16 protein-coding genes are annotated in these 22,520 nt (G+C 33.6%); 6 read left to right on the plus strand and 10 right to left on the minus strand.

Annotated features, from left to right (window positions below; translation table 11 throughout):
- Positions 1-16: 16 nt before the first annotated feature.
- The 5 genes from DK442_RS04725 to DK442_RS04745 all read left to right on the plus strand — a co-directional run bounded on the left by DK442_RS04725 (position 17) and on the right by DK442_RS04745 (position 10,730).
- A complete protein-coding gene (locus DK442_RS04725; RefSeq protein ID WP_109434712.1) occupies positions 17-1,663 on the plus strand; it encodes a PKD domain-containing protein in 1,647 nt (548 codons plus the stop codon).
- Between the two features lie 16 nt (positions 1,664-1,679).
- Positions 1,680-3,287: a family 16 glycosylhydrolase gene (locus DK442_RS04730; RefSeq protein ID WP_109434713.1), complete on the plus strand. Its 1,608-nt coding sequence runs from the start codon at positions 1,680-1,682 to the stop codon at positions 3,285-3,287.
- Positions 3,288-3,395: 108 nt separating this feature from the next.
- On the plus strand, positions 3,396-5,717 hold the full coding sequence (gene bglX, locus DK442_RS04735) for a beta-glucosidase BglX (protein ID WP_109434714.1): 2,322 nt from the start codon (positions 3,396-3,398) through the stop codon (positions 5,715-5,717).
- A 5-nt stretch (positions 5,718-5,722) separates the two neighbouring features.
- On the plus strand, positions 5,723-6,475 hold the full coding sequence (locus tag DK442_RS04740; RefSeq protein ID WP_109434715.1) for a family 16 glycosylhydrolase: 753 nt from the start codon (positions 5,723-5,725) through the stop codon (positions 6,473-6,475).
- Positions 6,476-6,794: 319 nt separating this feature from the next.
- Positions 6,795-10,730 carry a family 16 glycosylhydrolase gene (locus DK442_RS04745; RefSeq protein ID WP_109434716.1) on the plus strand — a complete coding sequence of 1,312 codons (3,936 nt, stop codon included), beginning with the start codon at positions 6,795-6,797 and terminating at the stop codon, positions 10,728-10,730.
- Positions 10,731-10,808: 78 nt separating this feature from the next.
- On the opposite strand, the gene DK442_RS04750 is transcribed toward DK442_RS04745, so the two are convergent.
- The 10 genes from DK442_RS04750 to DK442_RS04790 form a co-directional block, all read right to left on the minus strand.
- Complete coding sequence (locus DK442_RS04750) at positions 10,809-11,534, minus strand: hypothetical protein (RefSeq protein WP_109434717.1); 726 nt, start codon at positions 11,532-11,534, stop codon at positions 10,809-10,811.
- Positions 11,535-11,623: 89 nt separating this feature from the next.
- A complete protein-coding gene (locus DK442_RS04755; RefSeq protein ID WP_109434718.1) occupies positions 11,624-11,992 on the minus strand; it encodes a cupredoxin domain-containing protein in 369 nt (122 codons plus the stop codon).
- A gap of 110 nt (positions 11,993-12,102) precedes the next feature.
- Entirely contained in the window at positions 12,103-12,651 is a 549-nt protein-coding gene (locus tag DK442_RS04760; protein ID WP_109434719.1) for a carboxymuconolactone decarboxylase family protein, read from the minus strand.
- Positions 12,652-12,810: 159 nt separating this feature from the next.
- Positions 12,811-12,966, minus strand: coding sequence for a hypothetical protein (locus DK442_RS28105; protein ID WP_160114052.1), 156 nt, complete (start codon positions 12,964-12,966; stop codon positions 12,811-12,813).
- Positions 12,967-13,186: 220 nt separating this feature from the next.
- A complete protein-coding gene (locus tag DK442_RS04765; protein WP_109434720.1) occupies positions 13,187-13,558 on the minus strand; it encodes a DoxX family membrane protein in 372 nt (123 codons plus the stop codon).
- A gap of 48 nt (positions 13,559-13,606) precedes the next feature.
- Positions 13,607-14,080: a hypothetical protein gene (locus DK442_RS04770; RefSeq protein WP_109434721.1), complete on the minus strand. Its 474-nt coding sequence runs from the start codon at positions 14,078-14,080 to the stop codon at positions 13,607-13,609.
- Between the two features lie 108 nt (positions 14,081-14,188).
- The gene (locus DK442_RS04775; RefSeq protein WP_109434722.1) at positions 14,189-15,040 is read right to left on the minus strand and encodes an AraC family transcriptional regulator; all 852 of its coding nucleotides are present in this window, start codon (positions 15,038-15,040) and stop codon (positions 14,189-14,191) included.
- A 238-nt stretch (positions 15,041-15,278) separates the two neighbouring features.
- Positions 15,279-16,484: a carboxypeptidase-like regulatory domain-containing protein gene (locus DK442_RS04780; protein ID WP_109434723.1), complete on the minus strand. Its 1,206-nt coding sequence runs from the start codon at positions 16,482-16,484 to the stop codon at positions 15,279-15,281.
- 111 nt (positions 16,485-16,595) lie between these two features.
- Positions 16,596-17,642 carry a dienelactone hydrolase gene (locus DK442_RS04785; protein WP_109434724.1) on the minus strand — a complete coding sequence of 349 codons (1,047 nt, stop codon included), beginning with the start codon at positions 17,640-17,642 and terminating at the stop codon, positions 16,596-16,598.
- An 80-nt stretch (positions 17,643-17,722) separates the two neighbouring features.
- Positions 17,723-19,627 carry a lipoxygenase family protein gene (locus tag DK442_RS04790; protein ID WP_109434725.1) on the minus strand — a complete coding sequence of 635 codons (1,905 nt, stop codon included), beginning with the start codon at positions 19,625-19,627 and terminating at the stop codon, positions 17,723-17,725.
- 673 nt (positions 19,628-20,300) lie between these two features.
- Between DK442_RS04790 and DK442_RS04795 the strand changes: the two genes are divergently transcribed.
- The gene (locus DK442_RS04795; protein WP_109434726.1) at positions 20,301-22,478 is read left to right on the plus strand and encodes a toxin-antitoxin system YwqK family antitoxin; all 2,178 of its coding nucleotides are present in this window, start codon (positions 20,301-20,303) and stop codon (positions 22,476-22,478) included.
- Positions 22,479-22,520: the final 42 nt, after the last annotated feature.

Here is a 22,520-nt window from a genome sequence, read left to right on the forward strand (position 1 = left end):
ACAAAAAAATAAGACAATGAAAATTATAAAATCATTAGTGTTTGTAATTGTAGCAACATTTATATTTAGTGGATGTAATGAGGATGAAGACCCTATCGTTTTTCAGGAAATAGCACCACCAACTGAAGTAACTGCGAATTTTAATGTAACGCAAGATGATACAGGTCTTGTGACCATCACTCCAAGTGGGGTGTCGGTATCGTCATTCCAGATTTATTTTGGAGATGTCGAAAATGAAGAACCAACTATAATACTTCCAGGAGGTACTGCTGAGCATATATATTCTGAAGGAACATATACTGTAAAAATTGTTGGAGTAGGAACAACAGGTCTTATTAGTGAGTTTTTACAGGAAGTAATAGTTTCTTTTAGAGCACCAGAAAATCTTCTTGTAACTATAGATCAAAGTGTTATAAACCCAGCTATAATAACTGTTGGAGCTAGCGCAGATTTTGCTACTTTATTTGATGTGTATTTTGGTGATGTGGTCGATGAAACCCCAACTATAATAATGCCAGGAGAGACTGTAGAACATACTTATCAATCTCCTGGAGATTACACTGTGAGAGTAATTGCTAGAGGAGGAGGAATAGCTACGATTGAGTCAACACAAGTAGTTACAGTGCCAATAGCTAACGATCCTATTGTACTTCCAATTACATTTGATAGCCCTACTGTTAATTATCAATTTGTAACCTTTAATGGAGCTAGTTTCGAAGTATTGGATAATCCAGAACTCTCAGGAGTTAATAGCCAAGCATCAAAAGTAGGAGCAATTACTAATGCAGGAGTGAATTTTGAGGGAGGATCTTTTAATTTAGGAACTCCAGTAGATTTTAGCGGGACCAATAAGACAATTACTATGAAGTTTTGGTCAAATGTTACTGTTCCGATTTTATTAAAATTTGAAGGAGGAGTTAGTGGAGAGCGTCAAAATGAAGTTGTAGCTAACCATGGAGGAACAGGCTGGGAAGAATTAAGTTTTGATTTTGCCACAGATGCTACAAAAAGTTTTATTGACGGAAGCCAAGGAGTAGGAGAGCCTTTTGTGCCAACTGGTCAATATGCTACAATGGTAATTTTTGTAGATGGGCCAGGTACGACTTCAGGGACTTTTTATATAGATGATATAGAACAACCGGGAGGTGAACAAACATTGCTAGAACTTCCAATTACATTTGATAGTAGTTTGGTAACTTATGATTTTGGAACTTTTAATGGAGCCAGTTATGAAGTATTGGATAACCCTGACCTCTCTGGAGTTAATAGCCAAGCTTCAAAAGTAGGGGCAATCACCAATGCTGGAGTAAATTTTGAAGGAGGAGCCTTTAATTTAGAGACTCCGGTGGATTTTGGTGGAACCAATAAGACGATTACTATAAAATTTTGGGCAAATGTTGCAGTTCCGATCCTACTAAAATTTGAGGGAGGAGTTAGTGGAGAACGCCAAAATGAAGTAATTGCTAATCACGGAGGAACAGGCTGGGAAGAATTAAGTTTTGATTTTGCCACAGATGCTACAAAAAGTTTTATTGATGGAAGCCAAGGAGTAGGAGAACCTTTTGTGCCAACTGGTCAATATGCTACAATGGTAATTTTTGTAGATGGGCCAGGTACGACTTCAGGAGTCTTTTATATAGATGATTTAAAACAGATAGATTAATTAACAATTGTATTGTATGAATAAGTTTAAAAATATATTCTCAGTTATTGCCCTTTTGATATGTATGGGTTGTCAGGATGATGATGCAGTATTAACAGCAATTGTTTCTCCTTCTAATTTGCAAATTGAAGCCGTAATAGAAGATGGGCAAACCGGTAATGTTACAATTACTCCTCAAGCTGATAATGCACTAAATTTCCATATTTTCTTTACTCAAAATAGTGACCCAATAGTAGCAACGCCGGGCGAATCTCAAACATTTAGATTTACACAATCTGGGCAATATACTGTTTTAATTACAGTGGTTGCTTTTGGTACAGGTGGAACTTCTTCCTCACAAACGATAGAATTGGATTTGGATGTAAGGCTGTTTATAGATCAGGAAACACTAGAGATGATTGGCGGTGATGGCAGCAAACGATGGATTTGGGATAGTGGTGTCGGCGGACATTTTGGAGTGGGACCAACAACAAATGATTTCCCCGAATTTTTTAGTGCATCACCAAACGCATTAAACCCTTGTTTGTATGATGACGTATTGGTATTTAGTTATGATGCAAATGATATGTATGGGTTCGAATTAATCACAGGGAATAATAATGAAACGTTTATTAACTGGACAGAAGTCACTGGGTTTTTTCCTAGTGCTACTCCTGCAGAGTTTGTTGATGAGTGCAGGGATATTACTGATCAGATTGCCACTAACTCAAGTTTTGTGATTTTTGAAAATGATGAGGGTAAAAGAGTAATGACTGTAGAAAATAGTACATTGTCCTATTGGTCAGGAGTAGAGGAATACGAGATCATAGAACTTTCTTCAGATAAATTAACAGTTCGTGGAATCCAGGATGTACCAGCAGATTTTGGTGGAGGTCAATTAGCATGGTACCATACTTTTGTTCCAGAAACATCTGGAGATGTTACAGAACCACCTTTTGATACTCTGGTTTGGTCAGATGAATTCAATACAGATGGAGCCCCGAGTGCTACAAATTGGTCTTATGATTTGGGCACAGGAGATAATGGTTGGGGAAATAATGAATCACAATCATATACTAATGACCCCGGTAATGTCATTGTAGAAGGAGGATTACTTAAAATTACTGCCAAAGCAGAAGGAGGTGGAGCATTTACTTCTGCGAGGATTAAATCTCAGGATTTATTTGAGTTTACCTATGGTAAAGTAGAAGTAAGTGCAAAATTGCCTTCTGGGGGAGGAACATGGCCTGCAATATGGATGTTAGGTGCAGATTTCGAAACTAATATATGGCCCGCAGCTGGTGAGATCGATATTATGGAGCATGTTGGGAATCAGCAAAACACAGTGTTTTCATCACTGCATTTTCCCGGTAATTCTGGAGGAAATGCAATAACTCAAAATACGATAATTAGTGATGCTTCCAGTGTTTTTCACAAGTATAGCGTAGAATGGTCTTCGACAGAAATTAAGTTTTACGTCGATGATCAACTTTTTCACACGTTTACAAATAATAGCGGATTACCTTTTAATAAGGACTTCTTTTTAATTCTAAATGTTGCTATGGGAGGAAATTTTGGAGGGACTATTGATCCTGCATTTACTTCATCAACTATGGAAATAGATTATGTAAGAGTATATCAATAATGTATTGATGTACACTTTGTTTTTTAATTGTTTTAAGATTGGGAGGCTATTTACCACAGATAGCCTTCCCATAAAATTTGTTATCAGATCAAAATTTTAGCTTCAGAAATGAAAAATGACCATATTATTTTTTTTATTGGAATTGTATCCTTTATGTTTCTAACCAGCTGCAAGCAAACGACAGTAGGTTCAGATATCTTAGTTTCTAATGTTCATTCCGATGTCATCGATAGTACTATTGAAAGTAAAGTAGATTCTCTACTTTCTATCATGACTTTAGAAGAAAAAATAGGGCAGATGAATCAATATAATGGTTTTTGGGATCTCACTGGACCAAGACCAGAAGAAGGAGTTGCTGCAAAAAAATATGAACATCTTCGTAAAGGCTGGGTCGGTTCTATGCTTAATGTAAGAGGAGTTAAAGATGTTAAAGCCGTTCAGAAAATTGCCGTGGAAGAATCAAGGTTAGGAATTCCTTTGATTATTGGTTTTGACGTAATTCATGGATATAAAACAATGAGTCCTATTCCACTTGCAGAATCAGCAAGTTGGGATATGGATGCGATTAGGAAATCAGCAGAAATAGCTGCAAAAGAAGCTTCTGCAGCAGGAATAAATTGGACATTCGCACCAATGGTTGATATCTATAGAGATGCAAGATGGGGGCGTGTAATGGAAGGGGCAGGAGAAGATCCTTTTTTGGGTTCTAAAATTGCAGAGGCAAGAATAAGAGGTTTTCAAGGAGAAGACCTTTCTGCAGAACATACAATCATTGCTTGCGCAAAACACTTTGCAGGATATGGATTCTCAGAATCAGGAAGAGATTATAATACTGTAGATGTGGGAACATCTACATTGAATAATATTATTTTTCCACCATTTAGAGCAGCAAAAGAGGCCGGGGTACGAACATTTATGAATTCCTTTAATGAGCTTAACGGAGTTCCTGCAACAGGAAATAAAATGCTACAACAGGATATCTTAAAAAACGATTGGAAATTTAATGGATTTATAGTTTCTGATTGGGGATCGATTACAGAGATGATAGCACATGGATATGCAAAAGATGGAAAAAATGCCGCAGAAATGGCAGTTAATGCAGGATCGGATATGGATATGGAATCTTATCTGTATGTAGAACATTTAGCAAATCTGGTAAAAGAAGGTAAAGTTAAAGAGGAGTTGATAAGTGATGCAGCTAGAAGAATTCTAAGAGTAAAATATGAATTAGGGTTATTTGAAGATCCTTACAGATACTGTAATGAAGATAGAGAAAAAAAGGTTATTGGTAGTATATCTAACCAAGAAGCAGTTTTGGATGTGGCTAAGAAATCTATTGTTCTTCTAAAGAATGATAAACAATTACTTCCTCTAAAAAAGGAAGGACAAAAAATAGCTTTGATTGGAGCATTAGCCAGCGATAAAAATAGCCCTTTAGGAAGTTGGAGAATTGCGGCAGATGATAATACAGCAGTATCTGTAATAGAAGGAATGCATCAGTATAAAGGGAATACAGTGGTATATGCCAAAGGAGCTGATGTTTCTATAGGAAAAACAACATTTGTGACCGAGACAAAAATAAATACTACAGATAAAAGCGAGTTTGGGGAAGCGCTAAAAGTAGCACAGCAAGCAGATGTTGTAGTCATGGTTTTAGGTGAAATTGGATTTCAGAGCGGAGAAGGAAGAAGTAGGTCAGAGTTAGGTTTACCAGGTGTTCAACAAGAACTTTTAGAAGAAGTTTTTAAAGTAAATAAGAATATCGTTTTAGTATTAAATAATGGTCGTCCATTAACAATTACTTGGGCAGATAAACATATCCCTGCTATTGTAGAAGCTTGGCATTTAGGAACACAAAGCGGTAATGCAATCGCCCAAGTTTTATATGGGGATTATAATCCAAGTGGAAAATTACCAATGTCTTTTCCTAGAAATGTTGGACAAATCCCAATATATTATAATCATAAGAATACAGGAAGACCAACTGAACCAGATCCGGATATTGTATTTTGGTCACACTACTCAGATCAGAAGAATACACCATTATATGCTTTTGGTCATGGACTAAGTTATACTACTTTCAAATATGAAAATCTAAAAATAAATGAAGTAAACCCGTCACATGGAGCCCCAAAAATCGAAGTTTCTGTAGACATAACAAATTCAGGAGATATTGAGGGTAAAGAAGTAATACAATTGTACATAAGAGATCTTTTTGCCAGTATAACCAGACCTGTAAAAGAATTAAAAGATTTTAAAATAACTTCTCTACAGCCCGGAGAAACCAAAACAGTAAATTTTGTTTTGGATAATACAAATTTAGGATTTTATGACAATAGCAATCAGTGGGTTGTAGAACCTGGTGAATTCGAAGTGTTTGTTGGGGGAAGTTCTGATAAGACCATTAAAACTAATTTTGAAATACGATAGAATTTATGAAAAAACTCATGTATATATTGTTCTTAATTTTTATTTCCTGTGGAAATTCTGATACGATTATTTGGGAGGAAAATTTTGATGGGGAACAATTGGATGAATCCTATTGGAATTATGAATTAGGAGATGGATGTCCAAACCTTTGTGGTTGGGGAAATAATGAAAGACAAATTTATACACAAGAAAATATAAAACTTAATGATGGTAATCTAATTATTACAGCAACAAAAGATAAAGAAATATACCAATCGGGAAGGATAACTACCAAAGATAAGATAGAATTTCAATACGGAACTATTGAGGTAAGGGCCAAATTACCAACGGGGCATGGTCTATGGCCAGCAATATGGATGTTAGGATCTGATATAGATGAAAAAGGATGGCCCAATTGTGGTGAAATAGATATTATGGAATATGTGGGTAAAGAACCTCATACAATTTATACCTCATTACACACAAAAGAAAGTTTTGGTAATACTATTAATTCTAAAAAAACAATACATAAGACTATAGAAGAAGGTTTTCATGTTTATAAATCGATTTGGACAGAAGATGAAATTCAATTTTATATCGATAGTAAACTGGTTTATACATTTTCGCCAGAAATAAAAAATGACAAAACATGGCCTTTTAATAAACCTTTTTATTTACTAGTAAACCTTGCGATTGGTGGAAATTTTGGAGGACCAGAAGTAGACGATACAATATTTCCAAAACAATTTGAGATTGATTATATCAAAATCTGGAAATAACACTAAAGTGAGAATAAATATAAAATAACTCTACATCGTGATTTAATAAAAATATATGAAACGTCATATATGGCTTAAGTTACATCAAGGACATATGCTTTTTACAAGTGTAAATACGGGGCAACTTTTTTGAGGGGATAAACAAAAAAGGTTTCAATACAATTAATTGGGAAAATTAGGGATGCAATTCATTTATGATATCTATGATTGATGATATCATAGGCTTAAACATGAACATATCTTTTCTATATGAGAAAGAGGTTTTCATGTCAAAATTTGAACGAATTAAACTTAATAATACACACAAACAAATCCAATTATGAAAAGAAACACTTTTTTTAAAACAATGATAACCTTAATTACTCTGATCTTTTTCACGAGTAAAACATATACGCAATGCTCAGAGCTTATATTTAGTGATGAATTCTCTGGTAATTCTGTAGATCTTAGTAAATGGAGTTTTGATAATGGAGATGGATGTCCTACTCTTTGTGGTTGGGGAAATGCAGAAGAACAATGGTATAGACCCGAAAATACAACTGTTCAGAATGGTAATTTGGTAATTACTACAAAAAATGAAGCCTTTGGAGGAAAACAATATACTTCTTCAAAACTAATTACTTCAGGTAAGTTTAATTCTAAATATGGAAGGTATGAAGCAAGCATTAAGTTGCCTTCTGCAGGTGGAATATGGCCAGCATTTTGGATGCTTCCCGAGCAAAGTAATTGGCCATTTACTGGCGAGATTGATATTATGGAAGCCGAACATAAAAATCCTACGACCATAGGAGGAACAGTACACTACTCTAATGGAGGATGGCAATACAATGGTAGAGAATATAATGCAGGCTTAGATCTTTCTGCAGGATTTCATGAATACGCAGTAGAGTGGGAACCTAATGAAATAAGATGGTATGTAGATGATCAGTTATATCATACGGTTACTCCTGCGAATACAGTAGATCCATGGCCTTTTGCAGATGGAGATTGGTATATTATTCTAAATGTAGCAGTAGGAGGAGTAGGAACACCTTTTACAGGTAATATTCCACCCATTCCAGCAGATTACCCTACACAGATGGAAGTCGATTATGTACGTGTATATTCTGGAGCTTTTAATACTCAACTTACAGGAGATAATAGAGTTTATGAAGGTGAAATAAACAAAACATATAGTATAACAGCAATAAACGGAGCATCATATAATTGGTTAGTGCCTAACGGAGCTTCAATTATTTCAGGACAGGGTACTAACTCTATTTTGGTGAACTGGGGAACTACAGGAGGAGATGTCAAAGTCAATGTAAATGTTCCGAATTGTGGAGAGAACGAATATAAAATGAGTGTCTCTGTAAATCCAGAACAAATTTTAGAATTTGTGTATGATGATTTCGAGGGAAATCGAAAATTAACATATACCTCAAAAACAGATGGAATACTAACCCAATCAGTAGCCAACCCAGAACCAAATTCAGTAAATAATTCTTCAACAGTGGGTAAATATGTGAGAGCTACAGGAGCTCAGTATGATGGGGTATATATGACTACTTCAGATATAGGGAATGCTTTAGAATATACTTCCAAAGAAAAAACTATTTGGATGGATGTGTATAGTGATGCCCCAATCGGAACAGAGTTTATGTTACAAATAGAAAACGGGACGCTTTCTGCTGGAGATTGGCCCTCTGGGAGACATAGTAGATATAGAGCAAAGACAACTACTAAAAATCAATGGGAAACGCTGGAATTTGAATTGGTTGATAGACCAGATACTAGTGTTGGAGCATTAGAAGTAGATCAACTTGTGCTATTAATAGATCCCGATAGCTATACAGGACATACCGTTTATATTGATAACATAAGAAAAATGGATGCACCTGATGCGGTGTTGTTAGAAGAAGTTATTATAGCAAATTATGATGGAATAAATCAATTGACGATTTTTTTTCAAAATGGAGTGTATACAGAAAATGTAACAAACCCAGGAAGCAATAGCATTAATAATAGTACAAATGCAGCAAAATATGTTAGAGGTTCGACAGAAACCTATGACGTGGTAAGTTTTAATACAGCAGCGATTGAGAATAGTGGTCCTTTTATAAGAGGAGAACATATTTTCTTTATGGATGTGTATACAGCTGCTCCTGCCGGAACTGAAATTTCTCTAAGCTTAGAAAACCAGGCAAATTCTGAAAATGATTTTCCTGCAGGGAGAAATAGTCAATTTAGTGGAGTTGTTAAAGAACAAAATACATGGCATACAATAGCATTTAGTTATTCTTCAGCCCCAGATGCAGGAACGTCTAATTTTTCTATTAACGAAATCTCGATACTTTTTGATCCAGGTTCGAATACAAGTGAGACATATTACTTCGATAACTTTAGATATGGTATAACCAAATTACCACCTTCCTATAAATTCTCTGAGATGATTCAGGATTATAATGGTAGTGACAACCTAGCCCTTAATTCAACCACTACAGGTGCTTATACTGCTAATATAGGGAATCCAGAAGCTAATACAATTAATGGATCTTCTCAAGCAGGTCGTTATGAGAGAGATTCTTCTGAATTGTATGATGTATTATTTTTTGATACGAATTTTATTAATGATGCAAGCGCATATGTTTCTGAAGAAAAGAGGTTTGCCATGGATGTATATACAAGTGCCCCTGTTGGAACTATTATTAGTTGGCAATTAGAAGCCAGCTATTTGTCAAATCCTTCAAACTATCCAGCTGGTAGACATAGTGTATATCAGGCTGCTGTAAAAGAACAAAATAGCTGGCATAGTTTAGAGTTCGTATTAACCAGCACTCCAGATCTAATCGTTACAGATGCACAGATAGATACTGTTGTGTTTTTGTTTGGACCTAATACTAGTCGTGGAGACGTTTTTTATATAGATAATTTAAGATCATTGACAAAAGAAATAGCTTCTCAAACACCAATTTTGACTTCTATAGTTGTTAATCCCCAGAACGTAATAATAAACCAGGGACAAATGGAACAATTCGATGCTCAGGGATTTGATCAAAATGGAGATACTTATGAGACCAGTTTTACTTGGACTACTACAGGAGGATCAATAGATAGTAATGGTATATATACAGGATCAACTACGGGAATACATACCATTATTGCTACTAGTGGTTCTGTTTCTGGTTCTACATCTATTAGTGTAAATGAAAACACAGGATCTTATGTAACAATACCCGGTGTTATAGAAGCAGAAGATTATAAAGAAGGCGGAGCAGGTGTGGGATATTATGATACGAGTACAGGAAATACTGGCGGAGCCTATAGACAGGAAGATGTAGATATAGAGAATACTGGAGATACAACAGGAATGTATAATGTTGGATGGGTCGAATCAGGAGAGTGGTTAGCATATACTATTGATGCTTCAGCTTCTTCAGATATTTATGATGTTAACTTCCGTATTGCCTCCCCCAATGGCAATGGTAAATTTCATCTAGAATTAGATGGGGTTTCCATTACGGAAGTTATATCTGTACCTAATACAAACGGATGGCAGAATTATGAAACAATAACGATAAATAACATTTTAATTAGTGCAGGAATACACGAACTGCGAATTGTATTTGATGCTGCAGGGTTAAATATAAACTATACTGAATTTAAAGCTTCTTCAGACACAACAGGAGGAGGAACTGGTTGTTCAGGTAGTGCAGATAATGGCGATTATGCTTATGAAGTTTCAGTTGAAACTGTAAACCCAACGCTTACTTTTGTTCCCGAAATAACAGGAATGGGATCTACCGTATGTATTTTATATTATAGTACTTCAGAAACTGGGCCATACCCTGGGTACATAGTTACTCCTAATGTTCCTTTTCAAATCAATGCTAATCAAGGAGAACAGATTTATTTCTACTACACGTATAGCTTGCCGACAGGAGGAGAGAATAATACCGCAACTGCCAAGCATAACTTTACTGTAGGTAATTGCAATACGTCTCGATTAACAAATTTTGGGGGTGATAATTTAGAAAGTGAAATATTAGTATTTCCAAATCCAGTATTAAATACGATGCAAATAAAGTTATCACACACACATGATTATTATCAAATGAGAATTTTTGATATGCAAGGAAAAACCATTGTTGATCAGCCAATTTCTATAAAAGATTTAAGTATAAACCTAGATATGAGTTCATATGAAACAGGTTTGTATTTCTTAAAGTTTTATGGAGTATCAACAGTTCAAAATATTAAGTTTTTGAAAAAGTAGATAGTAATTGTTCATATAAAAGAAACCTCTCAAGTACGTCATAACTTGAGAGGTTTTAATAAATTTTATGTTGTTGCTTTATTCCATAATAACTGCTACATCTGTAAAGTAAAGTTTCCAATTTCCATCTTTACGATTATGAGTTTTAGCAATTTTAATTCCATTAAAATTTTGATAATCTTCCCATGAAGTAATCAAAGAAGGTTCTGCTGTATTTCCTTGTCTGAAGACCCATTCTTTAATAATAAAATCTCCTTTAAAATAAAAGTCATAGGCATCACCAGGTGTATATCCTCCTTTATCTTTATATACAATGGTTAACTTTTGCATTTCGGTGTTGCTGATAGGAGCAATTGCTTTTACTTCGTGTTTTGAGGTAAAGCTAGCAGCATCCCATACCAAATTATAAGGGGCTAACAACCAATATTTATCATTTATAAATCCTTGATCTGCCTTTATTGAAGTGCTATCTAACTGAGTTCTGTTATATGTAATGGTATCTTGAGCAGAAGTTAAAGTCACCATATCATTTTTTGGTTTCCAACTCCATGAACGTGCATAATGGCTACTGTCACGATCGATGTTAAAAGTAAATTTTAGTTCTTTTACTTTGTTCCATTTTTGTAGACCATTAGCATCAGCAATAGCCTCTGCTGTTGTACGAATTTTTTCTCTATCACTTTCTTTTGCCAATTCTGGATCTCTTACTTCTACGTTATCATCATAAGATTTTTCTTTTTTGACTTCTGTTTTACAAGAGGATAAAAATAAAATTAACAATCCCAATACAAGTATATTTTTCATTTTGATTGATTTTTGGCAAAAATATAAAAAGAAAAACCTTGCTAATCTAGATTAACAAGGTTTTAAGTATTTATAAAAAATTAGAATATTTACTCTACAACTAATTTATATTGTGGAGTTTTATTTAAAGGACAAAAGTATGTGTACGTTCCTTTTTCTAATTTTACCGTTTTAGAACTTTCTGTTTTACCTTCAGCAACTACTTTAGTTACATATGCTGCAGCAATATGATTTTTAGCATCAGAAACATCTTTTCCTTCAGGAACTAAAACAAAACCAACATCTGTACCTGCTTGGTTATTAGTAATGTTAAATACATAACTTCCTTCAGATAATTTTACTTCTTTCTGAGTGAATTCTCCCTTAGTTTGCTCTAAAGCAACTGTTTTTACTTGTTGTGCTTGTGCACTAAAAGTGATGGCTAAAATAAATGTGAATGCTGTGATTAACTTTTTCATGATTTTACTTATTTATTTAAATTATTTACTGATTTTAAAATTATTCTTAAAAAAGGAGGGTAGTATATATGCCCTCCTTTTTGTGGAGTATCTATCTTATGTGGTTACACTTATACCGAAGCGGTTTCTAGTGGTTGAGCAACTGGAAAATCTACAGGAACCTTAGTTGTACTGTGTAAGTAGTTAGAAACAGTTTTGTCTCCTACTAATACGATAGTATCTATTAAATTTCCTTTGGTATATCCTGCTGCTAATAAATTATCTACTACATCTTGATCTGCTTTTCCTCTGTTTTCTGTAATGTTTTTTGCAAATTTAGCCAGTGCATCAAGCTTTGTATCAAAAGAAGCTCCTCCTGCTCTAAGTTCTAATATTTGTTCATCTGTAAATCCATTCATTTTTCCGATTGCTGTGTGTGCAGATAAACAGTAGATACAATCATTAACTTGACTAACTGCAAGATTTACTACTTCTTTTTCTTTAGCAGAAAGTGATGTTTTTGCATTTGAAAAAGTTAAATAGTTTTCTAATGCTGTATCACTATGTGCATAGGTTGCATATAAGTTAGGTACAAAACCTAATCCCTTATTAAGGTTGTCAAATATTGCCTGGTTATTGGCGCTTACTTCATCTCTTGTTGGTACATTAAATGTGCTCATAATTTTTGTGTTTTTTGATCCCGAAATTTTTTCGGGGTTTATTATTATTTATTTTGTTATTTTAATTTAACACTGCAAAGATCTGGCAGAAATAAAGGGTATAAAATGAATGTTTTTCCCGATCACTTGTCAAATCTTCCCGAGTTACTTTTTTATCATCTATTTTTGAATAAAAGGCCGTTCTGCATCACAATAGAAATCATGAATACCTTTTTGTTCGCAATGTGTTTTGGCGTGAATAGAATTGATTACTTTTCTTTTTCCCTGACGAAAAATTTCGATTAAATTGAAAATTGATTTATTCTGAATGTTCATATACTTTATTTTAAAATTTCGATTCCAAATTAGCTTGGGACCTATTATTTAATGTTTAATTTCTGGTACAAAGATGCATTACAAAAGAGAGGAAAGAAATGAATGTTTTTCCCGAGGACTTGTCAATTTTTCCTAAAAAAGAAATACCCCCACGATTGTGGAGGTATGCTTAATTTTTTGAGGTTAGGATTGTAGTACTATATAACCCTACAATATATAATTAAAAGAATTTAACTTCTTTTCTTTTTGTCCATAAGATAACTGCACTTAAGAGAAAAGTTATCACAGCAGTGATAAAAAGAACCCCACCATCATTATTAACTTCAAGCCCAAGTTTTGTAATGTGCATCATAATGGCCCCTCCTATAATACCAAGTGTTAACATGGCACCTACCCATGCTGTTTTTGGTATTAAAAGTAAAATTCCGGCAATAAGTTCAGTTATTCCGGTTCCTATTCTACCATAAGGCTCTAGTCCAACTTTTGTAAAAATATAAACACTGTCTGGGTGAGCTGTAAATTTAAATCTGAGGGTTTGAATCAAAATTATTGCTACGAGGATTCGTAGTAATAGGGGTAATTTTTTTTTCATTTTTGTTTGTGGTTGTTGTTTAATTAGCTTGTTTAGTATAATCTTATACTACAAAACACTCGGCAAAGCGTCTATTTTCCCATTAAATGTATTCTTTCTTGAGTACATATACAATTCTTCAAGGTTATTGTCTTTTTTAAATTGGTGCATTAATTCGGGTAATCTATCGTTAAGGAATTTTGCAAATGCTTCTGCATCAGAACTTCTATTCGCTCCTTTACGTATCGTTTTTAGATAAGCAGATGCCAATATTTCAAGATTACTTCTTTCAGAAAGAAACAGCAAATAATCTTTATCTTGTTTTGCTCTTTGTATTTCTATTCTGAAATTGATCTGGTTTGTAGCAATTAGTCGACCATTAAAGTTGCTAAAATTATTTGTGTATACCACTTCTTCAGCATTTTTACTAAGGTATACAGTTTCTAGCTCGTCTTCATAAATGATCTGTGCGTTGCTTACAGAAGCTGACAGAAATAAGATACTAAACAGTGCTATTTTGATAGTGTGAATCGAAGTTTTCATATCTATATATTTTACCCGAATATATTTCGGAGATTTTACGTTGTTTTTATAGTACAAAGTTGGGGCAAAAACAAATATGATATAATGGCACTTTTTCCTTAAAGCTGGTCAATATTTCCCTGCAGGTTCTGGTTTTAATTGTTTTTTGAACTCTGAAGGAGAAAAGGACGTATGCTTTTTAAACATTCTGCTAAGATGAGAAGCGTCTTCGAATCCTATTTCGTAGGCGATCTCTTTAGCAGTTTTGTCTGTATAGATAAGTAGGCGTTTGGCTTCTAAAATTACGCGATCGTGAATAATCTGCAAAGGACTTTTCTTAAGTTTAACAAAATTATTAGATAATGTCTTGGGTGACTTAAATAATTTCTCAGCATAAAACGCTACAGAATGTTCCTTTCTAAAATGTGTATCTACAAGAATATTAAAACTTCTGATAAGATCAACTTGATCATCTAATGCATCAAAATTATGCTGTTGTTTAATAAGTCGTGTTGTTGTAATGATAAATCTAGCCATTAACATGCGCAACATTTCTGCCTGTATAGTATCTACCGTATCTAACTCATCCAAAAATACATTGTGTAACTGGTCTAGTTTATTGCGTTCTGTAACATTGAGCTTAACTATTGGAGTAACTGCACTATTGCCATAAAAAAGTACACCCATACAGCTTACTTCTTTATCATGATCTTTAATACAGTAAAACTCTCTATTAAACTGATATGTGATTAGATCAGATCCGCTAATAAATTTAAAATATTGATCTGGTGTTAATACAACAATAGTATCTTTTTCGACCGTAGTCAAAATTCCGTCAATCTCCATAATTGCATCACCTTCTCTAGCCCAAATAAAAGTATATAAAACTATAATTTCTGATTTGGTATACGATTGTAATAATTCTTCGTTACCAACTTTTAGTATAGCTTCGGTCGAAAATTCTTTAAACTCCTTGATCATGTTTACTAAGTCGGTTTTTGTGTGATTTCATTACATGGATAAAGGTCGTAATTTTTTAAATTTTATTAAACATAGATAAGAGATAGATTTTTAAGATTTTACTAGGAATAATGTATGGGAATCTATTGTGTATTTTGAAGGTATAAATAAAACATCAAAATTTATAATAAGTCAAATATTGTATGATTTTAAATTGCGAGTATACGGATAACAATTATTAATTATTATATAAAGACAATTAATTAATCTTTTTTAGCTCTTCAATAATTTTGCTCTCTTTTTCGGTTTGTTGAGGTGCATTATATGTTGACCAAAATTCCTGGTTATAGGGTTTTGCCTGATTTTCTATGCTAGTACTAATCTTCATATTTCTTGTAAAAGGATATTGGGCCACGTTATCAGTAATAATCTTATTGATAAAAAGCTCTTTTTTAGGCTTTTTTATAAATAAGAGTTTTTGTGATTCTAACCCTTTAAATATTTTCCAGGTATCTTCTTCCTTTTGATATTTTAGATACATTTTACCTTTATACTCCTGATATTCAAAAATTACATTATAATACACTTGTAGTGCTCCGTTTGTAAATTTTCTTCTCCAGGATCTGTTATTGATAGCCGACCTTGTTAATTCCATTCTCACAAAGGCAAAGGTTTCTGTATCAATATACAGTATGGCTTTTTGAAATGGTTTATCGATCCCGATAATTTTATAGACATATCTTTTGTTATATGGCAGAATACTTTCAATTTCATAATTCCAACCTTTTTTTGCTCTAATAGGACCATAATCAAAGCGAATGAAATCATCTTCGATCAAGTCCATAATCGAATTCTTACGCTCTTCATTCGCATTCCATGGATGTTTTTCTGCAATCTGACTTGTTCGTACTTCCACCAATTCTACAGAAGGTTCAATTTGTTTGGTGTAGCCTTTATAATACAATTTTGCCGCACACTCCAGGTACTCCACATACTGATCATCTTCATTTTGAAGATCTCTCACAAAACCTTCTAAGATATAAGGTTGATTGGGGTAATTATTCTTTATACTCTTATATGCTTTTTTAATAATATCCTTTGCCGTAAGCGCTTTCTTTTTGGTAGAAGTGATCACTACTTCGTCTAGGCTATTAACTTTAGAACTCAATATGATTTTTTGATGATCAGAAAATGTACGTACTTTTTTCTCAATAGACTCATATCCAATCATAGATACTATTATTGAAGCATCTTCTTGCCCTTTGGGAACATAAAAAGTAAAATAACCTTCTTCATTTGAGGTTGTTCCTATAGCTAGATCTTTAATATAAATAGAGGCATAAACAATGGGTTCATTGGTTTCCTTATCCAAAATCTGTCCCGAAATAGTTGTAGTGCTTTGCTGCGCAAAAGCCGATGCCGAAACTATACAAAGAATACAATACCAATATAATGTTCTGTTCATATGCTCAAGACGAATGTGTTTCTTTTTTGTTACAAGATACACCAAAGTATAGTTATACGGTTTCTTATAAGAAACGATATAGGAAACTCAAAAATATGAACATATCTTTATTTACAGGTTCTTTTCAAAAAAATCAAGAGCGAGTTGCATGGTTTGTTGATGTATTTCCTTGCGATTTACCTCAGGATGATCGATAGTAATTTCTGGAGCTACTTTTTTTCCAAATTCTGTGGCTTCGTTTAAGAAAATATAGTGATCGACATGTTCTCCAAAAAGATGAATTTTACTTGTCGGGATTAAATTGTGATAATGTATTGCATTATGCTTAACAGGCGTATTAGTATCTCCTTTTCCTGCAACAATGTATACCGGTGCAGTGATGGTTTCGGTTTGTTTTTTAGAATGAAAACCAAACCCTATAGCAGGAGCCATTACAAAAAAGGCTTTTATACGATCATCTTTTACATGATCTTTATGGGTGTTATAGGATGCTACAATCAAACTATCAGTATCAAAATCTATAATCTCATCGGTTTGGGGAAACTCTGGAGGCATCTCACGATCCGTATCAGGCTCATCACTATCTTTCACCTCTCTATCTACATAACCACCTGCTAATGCAATATTAGTATATCCTCCCAAAGAAAAACCAACTCCACCAATTTTGGACTGATCTATTTTAGGTCCAATTTCTGTATCTTCTAGAATTGTAGTTAGTGTATATTTGATATCAATAGCACGTTCCCACCATTTTACAAATTCTCTGGGCAGTTTATTAAAAGTAGAATTACCGTAGTGATCTACAGAGACTACGATATATCCTTTTTTGACCATGTCTTCTATAAACCAGGTAAGAGAAAAACGATTGCCCCCTGTACCGTGAGAAACAAGTAATAGTGGAAATTTTCCCTCTGGCAGTGATGCATTAGGAATTGTCTTGATGTTTTTAAAAAGTTCTTTACGGGTGCTTTTAGTTTCTTTTGTGATTAAAGAATCATAGGTAGGATACCATATTTCTGTAACTATTGGGCGATCCCTGGATTCGTCGACAATAGTAGTTGATTGTTGTCCTATATTAAATGTTTTTTCTTTTTCTTTCTCCTTGGCACAAGAAAATAATAAGACCAAAGTAAATGATAGTAGAAGTACTTTTTGCATGAATATTAGGTTAGTTGTTTACAGAAAGATAGATCAAAACAAGATTTGTTACACTTGATACGATTATGTTGTGATTTTTTTTAGGTTTCAATATTTCTAGGCCACTGATATAGTTGTGCGGCTCCGGGTTTTTCATAAGAATGTATAAAACCTTCCAGGAATTCCCTAAAATTAATAAGAGCTGCATTACGAGGTTCTTTAGGATCATTACCCCAGATCAGTTCTGTTTGATTACCAGCAACGGGTAGAAAAGGAATGTAAGGAGAAGAGAATACAAATGTGAATAAAAAGGTAATCATTTCTCCAATAGTCCCTGTTTTTGGCAGATAGGTTAACAAATCTTCAGTAGGAAGGTCGTTAGTTGGTAGAGGAATATCGGTCCGTTGTAAACAAGGCGGGGAGTTAGGAACAAATGAAAGCACGGGATTAGCGGTTGCATTTAATCTAGAAGCTCCATGTGCTGTAAGTCTAAAAACAAGACTTTGTAAGGTTGTAATCAGATTTTTACGACTATCAGGTGTTGGAATCCCAGCTACATTTCCATCAGAAGGGTCAGAAGAAGCGGCAATCCAGGCCTGAATTTGTTTGTCGGCAACTACCTCTTGGTCATTAGACCACGTCTGATTTACAAATGCAGTTACATAGGTTTCAACCGCATTAAAAACGGATAGCAATTCTCCTGCAATAGGATATTGATCCCAATCGGTTTTGTTTGAAAAGTCTTCCTTTTTAATACCATTGTTTTGCAAGGTAGTATTAGGGTCATCTTGCAGAAAAGATCTTCCCTTAGCAAAAGTATCTGTCATGTTAAGAAACTCAGAGGCACTGCTTACCGAGGTTGGCGGTGCGATTCTTTTCCATAGCAGGAGCAGAGTATCGTTAAAAGGAATAATAAACTCGCTTTGAGGAGCCATAAATACCCGTAAAGGATGTGTTTCCTCGACGTGATTATGTAAAGTCATTAATAATGCAGCAGAAACAATATGCCAATGATATACATGTCCCATCCATATTCCGTATAAGGTGATCGAAGTTTTGGCGGCCATTAGAGCATACAACCATGTTCCATTTGTACAGACTCCAAAAGAGTAGATCGTGTTTCCTTTATTTTCAGGATTGATGATCAATACTACAATAGGTCGCAAGGATTTATCAGGATTTTGCGCTAATAGCGTAAGAGTAGCAGGAGTATATCTGGGGTTACCTTTTACATGGCTTATAGGAAGCGTAGCGTACATACGAAGATCGATGGCATATAGTAATTGATCGCTTAGTAAAGTTTCAATTTCTGATGTCCAGGCATCTCCAAATACATTTTTATAATCAGTAGCTCTGGTATCATTTACTTTTTCAAGAATTAGTAAATTATATGCAAATCCATATTTTGCAATAGTAGGCCAGAAGACACGGTTAGCAATGGCCACATCGGTCATCGTACCCATCATGTCGGGCAGAAATTTCTGAGCATTATGATACACACTATTAAAAGTAGTCCATGACATCGTAAATTGCTCAGGTTTGGTAAGAGAAAGCATAGTGATTGGATCTTCATCATTACTAGCCCTTAGATGTTCACTCGCATTCATTCGGTTTTTCAATTTAGCTGGGTTAAGCTCTACTTTAACCGATGATTTTTCGAGATCAGCTTTTAGCGATAGACGATCTGCATGTGCTTCTGCTTCAACATCTTTACCCCGCCCATATTGATATGAGTATCCATTAGCATTGTATTCATCAATTTGATATGTATTATTCATGCCCCATTTGGCCTGGGTAGTAGCATTAGCCCGTAACCCCAGTCTTACCAGGGTGCCGGGAATTTCACCTAATTGATAAGGTACTGCAGGGATATTTTTATATCCCAATTCTTGTAACGGAAGTTTGTGAATAAACGAACCGTATTTTTTACGACGTTTTAAGAAATAAAAGATTGCTCCGGCGATTAGCAATATGCCAACAATAAGTAAGATGATTTTTAAGCCCATGGTTATAAATTAGTGGTTAAAGAATAATTTTATGATATCGTTAATCTTTATTGTATCCTAATGTAATTGCCGGGGCCATGTATAATAACGACTGCTATTATTTTCCTTCTGTTTTTGTCTTACTAATTTACCAAAAGATTTGTTATCAGTTATATAGAAAATCAAAATAAAAGAAAAAATGTACAGGAGATAATATAAAAAGGTGAGAGGGTCTATAGAATTAGATAATAGTATTGTTGGTCACAAAAGTAAACCTAGATTTGCAAGTAAAAGGCAGTTTTTTTTAAATTATCAGCTCAAATGACTTCTTTTGTTGATTTTAAAAAATTATAGGGTGTTTGGCAAATATATATTAAAGAAATGCAAATATACATTACAAATAATCTGATTTTTCCAAATCAGGTATATTAGGGTTAAAATTATAATTGGGATTCTGGTAACTGCGTAATTTTTATGACTCATTTGATTGATGCATTAGTAAAAATATAAGAAACAACAATTTCATAAACAACTTTGGCATTATGTGATTATTTATTTCAATTAACAATACTTCTTATGCACAAGAACTACATTCAAGAGTACCTTCGCTGAAAGAGTTTGAGAATAAAAAAATGAATTGACAATTGATGAACAAAAGAAAGTGATGGATTTTAGATATTTAAGTTTTTTTTTCATGTTTGCGCTAAGTTTTTCACAAAGCTATGCCCAAGAAAAAAGTGTTATTTATTTTGATGAGGAATGGAATAAAACCACAAAGGATAAAGCGACGTATTATCGAAACATACCTCTGGAAATAAAAGATGATAAAGTTCTCATTAAAGATTATTATATATCAGGTCAACCTCAAATGATAGGTTGGGCAGATAAGGATAATGAAGATGATTTTATTGGAGAAGTACGATGGTTTTATGAAAATGGAAACGTTAATATTATAAGTAATTATCATTATGGAAATCTAGATGGCGAGCATAAAGAGTTTTATGAAAATGGAAATAAAAAATTTACAGTTAATTATGAAGGCCAACTAAAAGAGGGAGAAGGGAAATTTTTTAATAAACAAGGAATTTTGACTTCTAGTGTAATGTATAAAAATGATAGACCCTACGAGGGAACAACAAATTGCTTTGCTACTTACAAAGAAGGAAAGAATATTGAGAGAAAATTATATTATGAAAACACTACACAATTAGCGTATGAAAAACATACTGCTAAGACTATAGTGACAGAACTATACTATAGAAAAAACGGGAAAAAGATAAGAGAGGTGATCACTGATCTGGAATTAAAAAAACAAGATCGTTTTAAAGGAAGTTATTACCCAGGAAATAAATGCGGTTATGTAGTAGGAATGCGTCATTTTCAGAATATAAAAAACGGTAAATTAGAAGGCGATGAAGAATTTTATAATCTAGATGGTAGTGTCCTTTATCACGGTATAAATAGAGATAATAATCCTTATGATGGAACTTTTTATAGAAAGAAAAGAGGTGTCATACATGTGACTACATATAAAAAAGGGATAAAGACAAAAGAAAAAATACTATATAATAGTAAGACAATAGCTATAGGAACCTATGTAAATGGTAAAAAACATTCAGGAACCTTTATTAGTGAAGCAGAAATACACGGTTGGGTATGCAGTAAAATCTCTACTCTTAAAGAAGGAAAAGAGGAAGGTAAACAGGTGTTTAAGCGTTTAAAAAATGAAGAACTATTAGCATATTATTATGCTAAAAATGGAGTAAAAGATGGGGAGAGTTATGATTATGATCGCGATAATGATACTGCTTATATCTTAAGTTATACAAAAGGGATTCCGACGGAAGGCAAACTTCTGAAAGATAATGGAGATGTTTTAATTTATAAAGAAGGTAAATTAGACAAGAGGAAAGTCAAAGCAAAAACCAAAGGGATTACGTTTTTCGAAATTTATAAAAATGATCAAAAAATAGGAGTTGAGTATACTGTATTTGAGATCGACGGACAAATAACACAAACAGGTACCTATCAAAACAATCAACCATATCAAGGTTATTTTTTAAGAACAATTTCAGACGTCGTAGTACTTCTTGATTATTATGAAAAAGGAATTAGAAAGTATCAATATGCTAGATCAAATATTAAAGAAAATACAGAGTTAATTGATATTCCTTTTAAATCAATTTATAAAAACAACAAGATACATACTGGAGCCCAGTATGAAATGATTAATGATGGTATTCGTATTAAAATCTTAGAAAAAGGAAAAATAAACGCCATTAGTATTTGGGTATTTGCGATGCACTATGCAAATAATCTTATTTTAAAGAAAACAGATGAAGGTATGGAGATTGTCGAGATACGGAACCCAGATTTGAAAATAGTTGTTGGTAAAGAATTTATCTCGTTAACCTATAAAGAAGAAATAATAGATCAAAGAAAGAGAAATACAACCAACAATTTCATTAACAAAGGAATTGCATTCTATTTAGAAAAAGGAGTTTTAAAATCAGATATTTCCTGGGGCTTCTCTTCAGAGACCTTAGAAAAAATACAAAGCAAGAGACATGAATGGTTTAGGAGTGACTTTGTATTAGATATGTATTCGGGATTACCACCAAAAAATACAATTGAGTCAACTTTTAAAAAATTTAGCAGAGGCAATCTCGGGAGAGATAATAAGAGGGATTATATATCACATATTTTTTATGATGAAGTTGGTCAACCTGCCAAAGGGATTCTTATAGAAGAAAAAAAAGAGCTGTTTAATGCCAAACTATATCTTCAAAACAAAGTAAAAGAATCAAAGAAAAGTTTAACGATTGATTTGCTGAAAGAGCAGATTAGCATCTGGCACAAAAAATATAATTAATAATGTAGAAGGAGAGTGCTCTTCAAAAATTAGACGAACATA

The organism is Aquimarina sp. AU119 (assembly GCF_900312735.1).
In the GTDB taxonomy this organism is placed as follows: domain Bacteria; phylum Bacteroidota; class Bacteroidia; order Flavobacteriales; family Flavobacteriaceae; genus Aquimarina; species Aquimarina algiphila.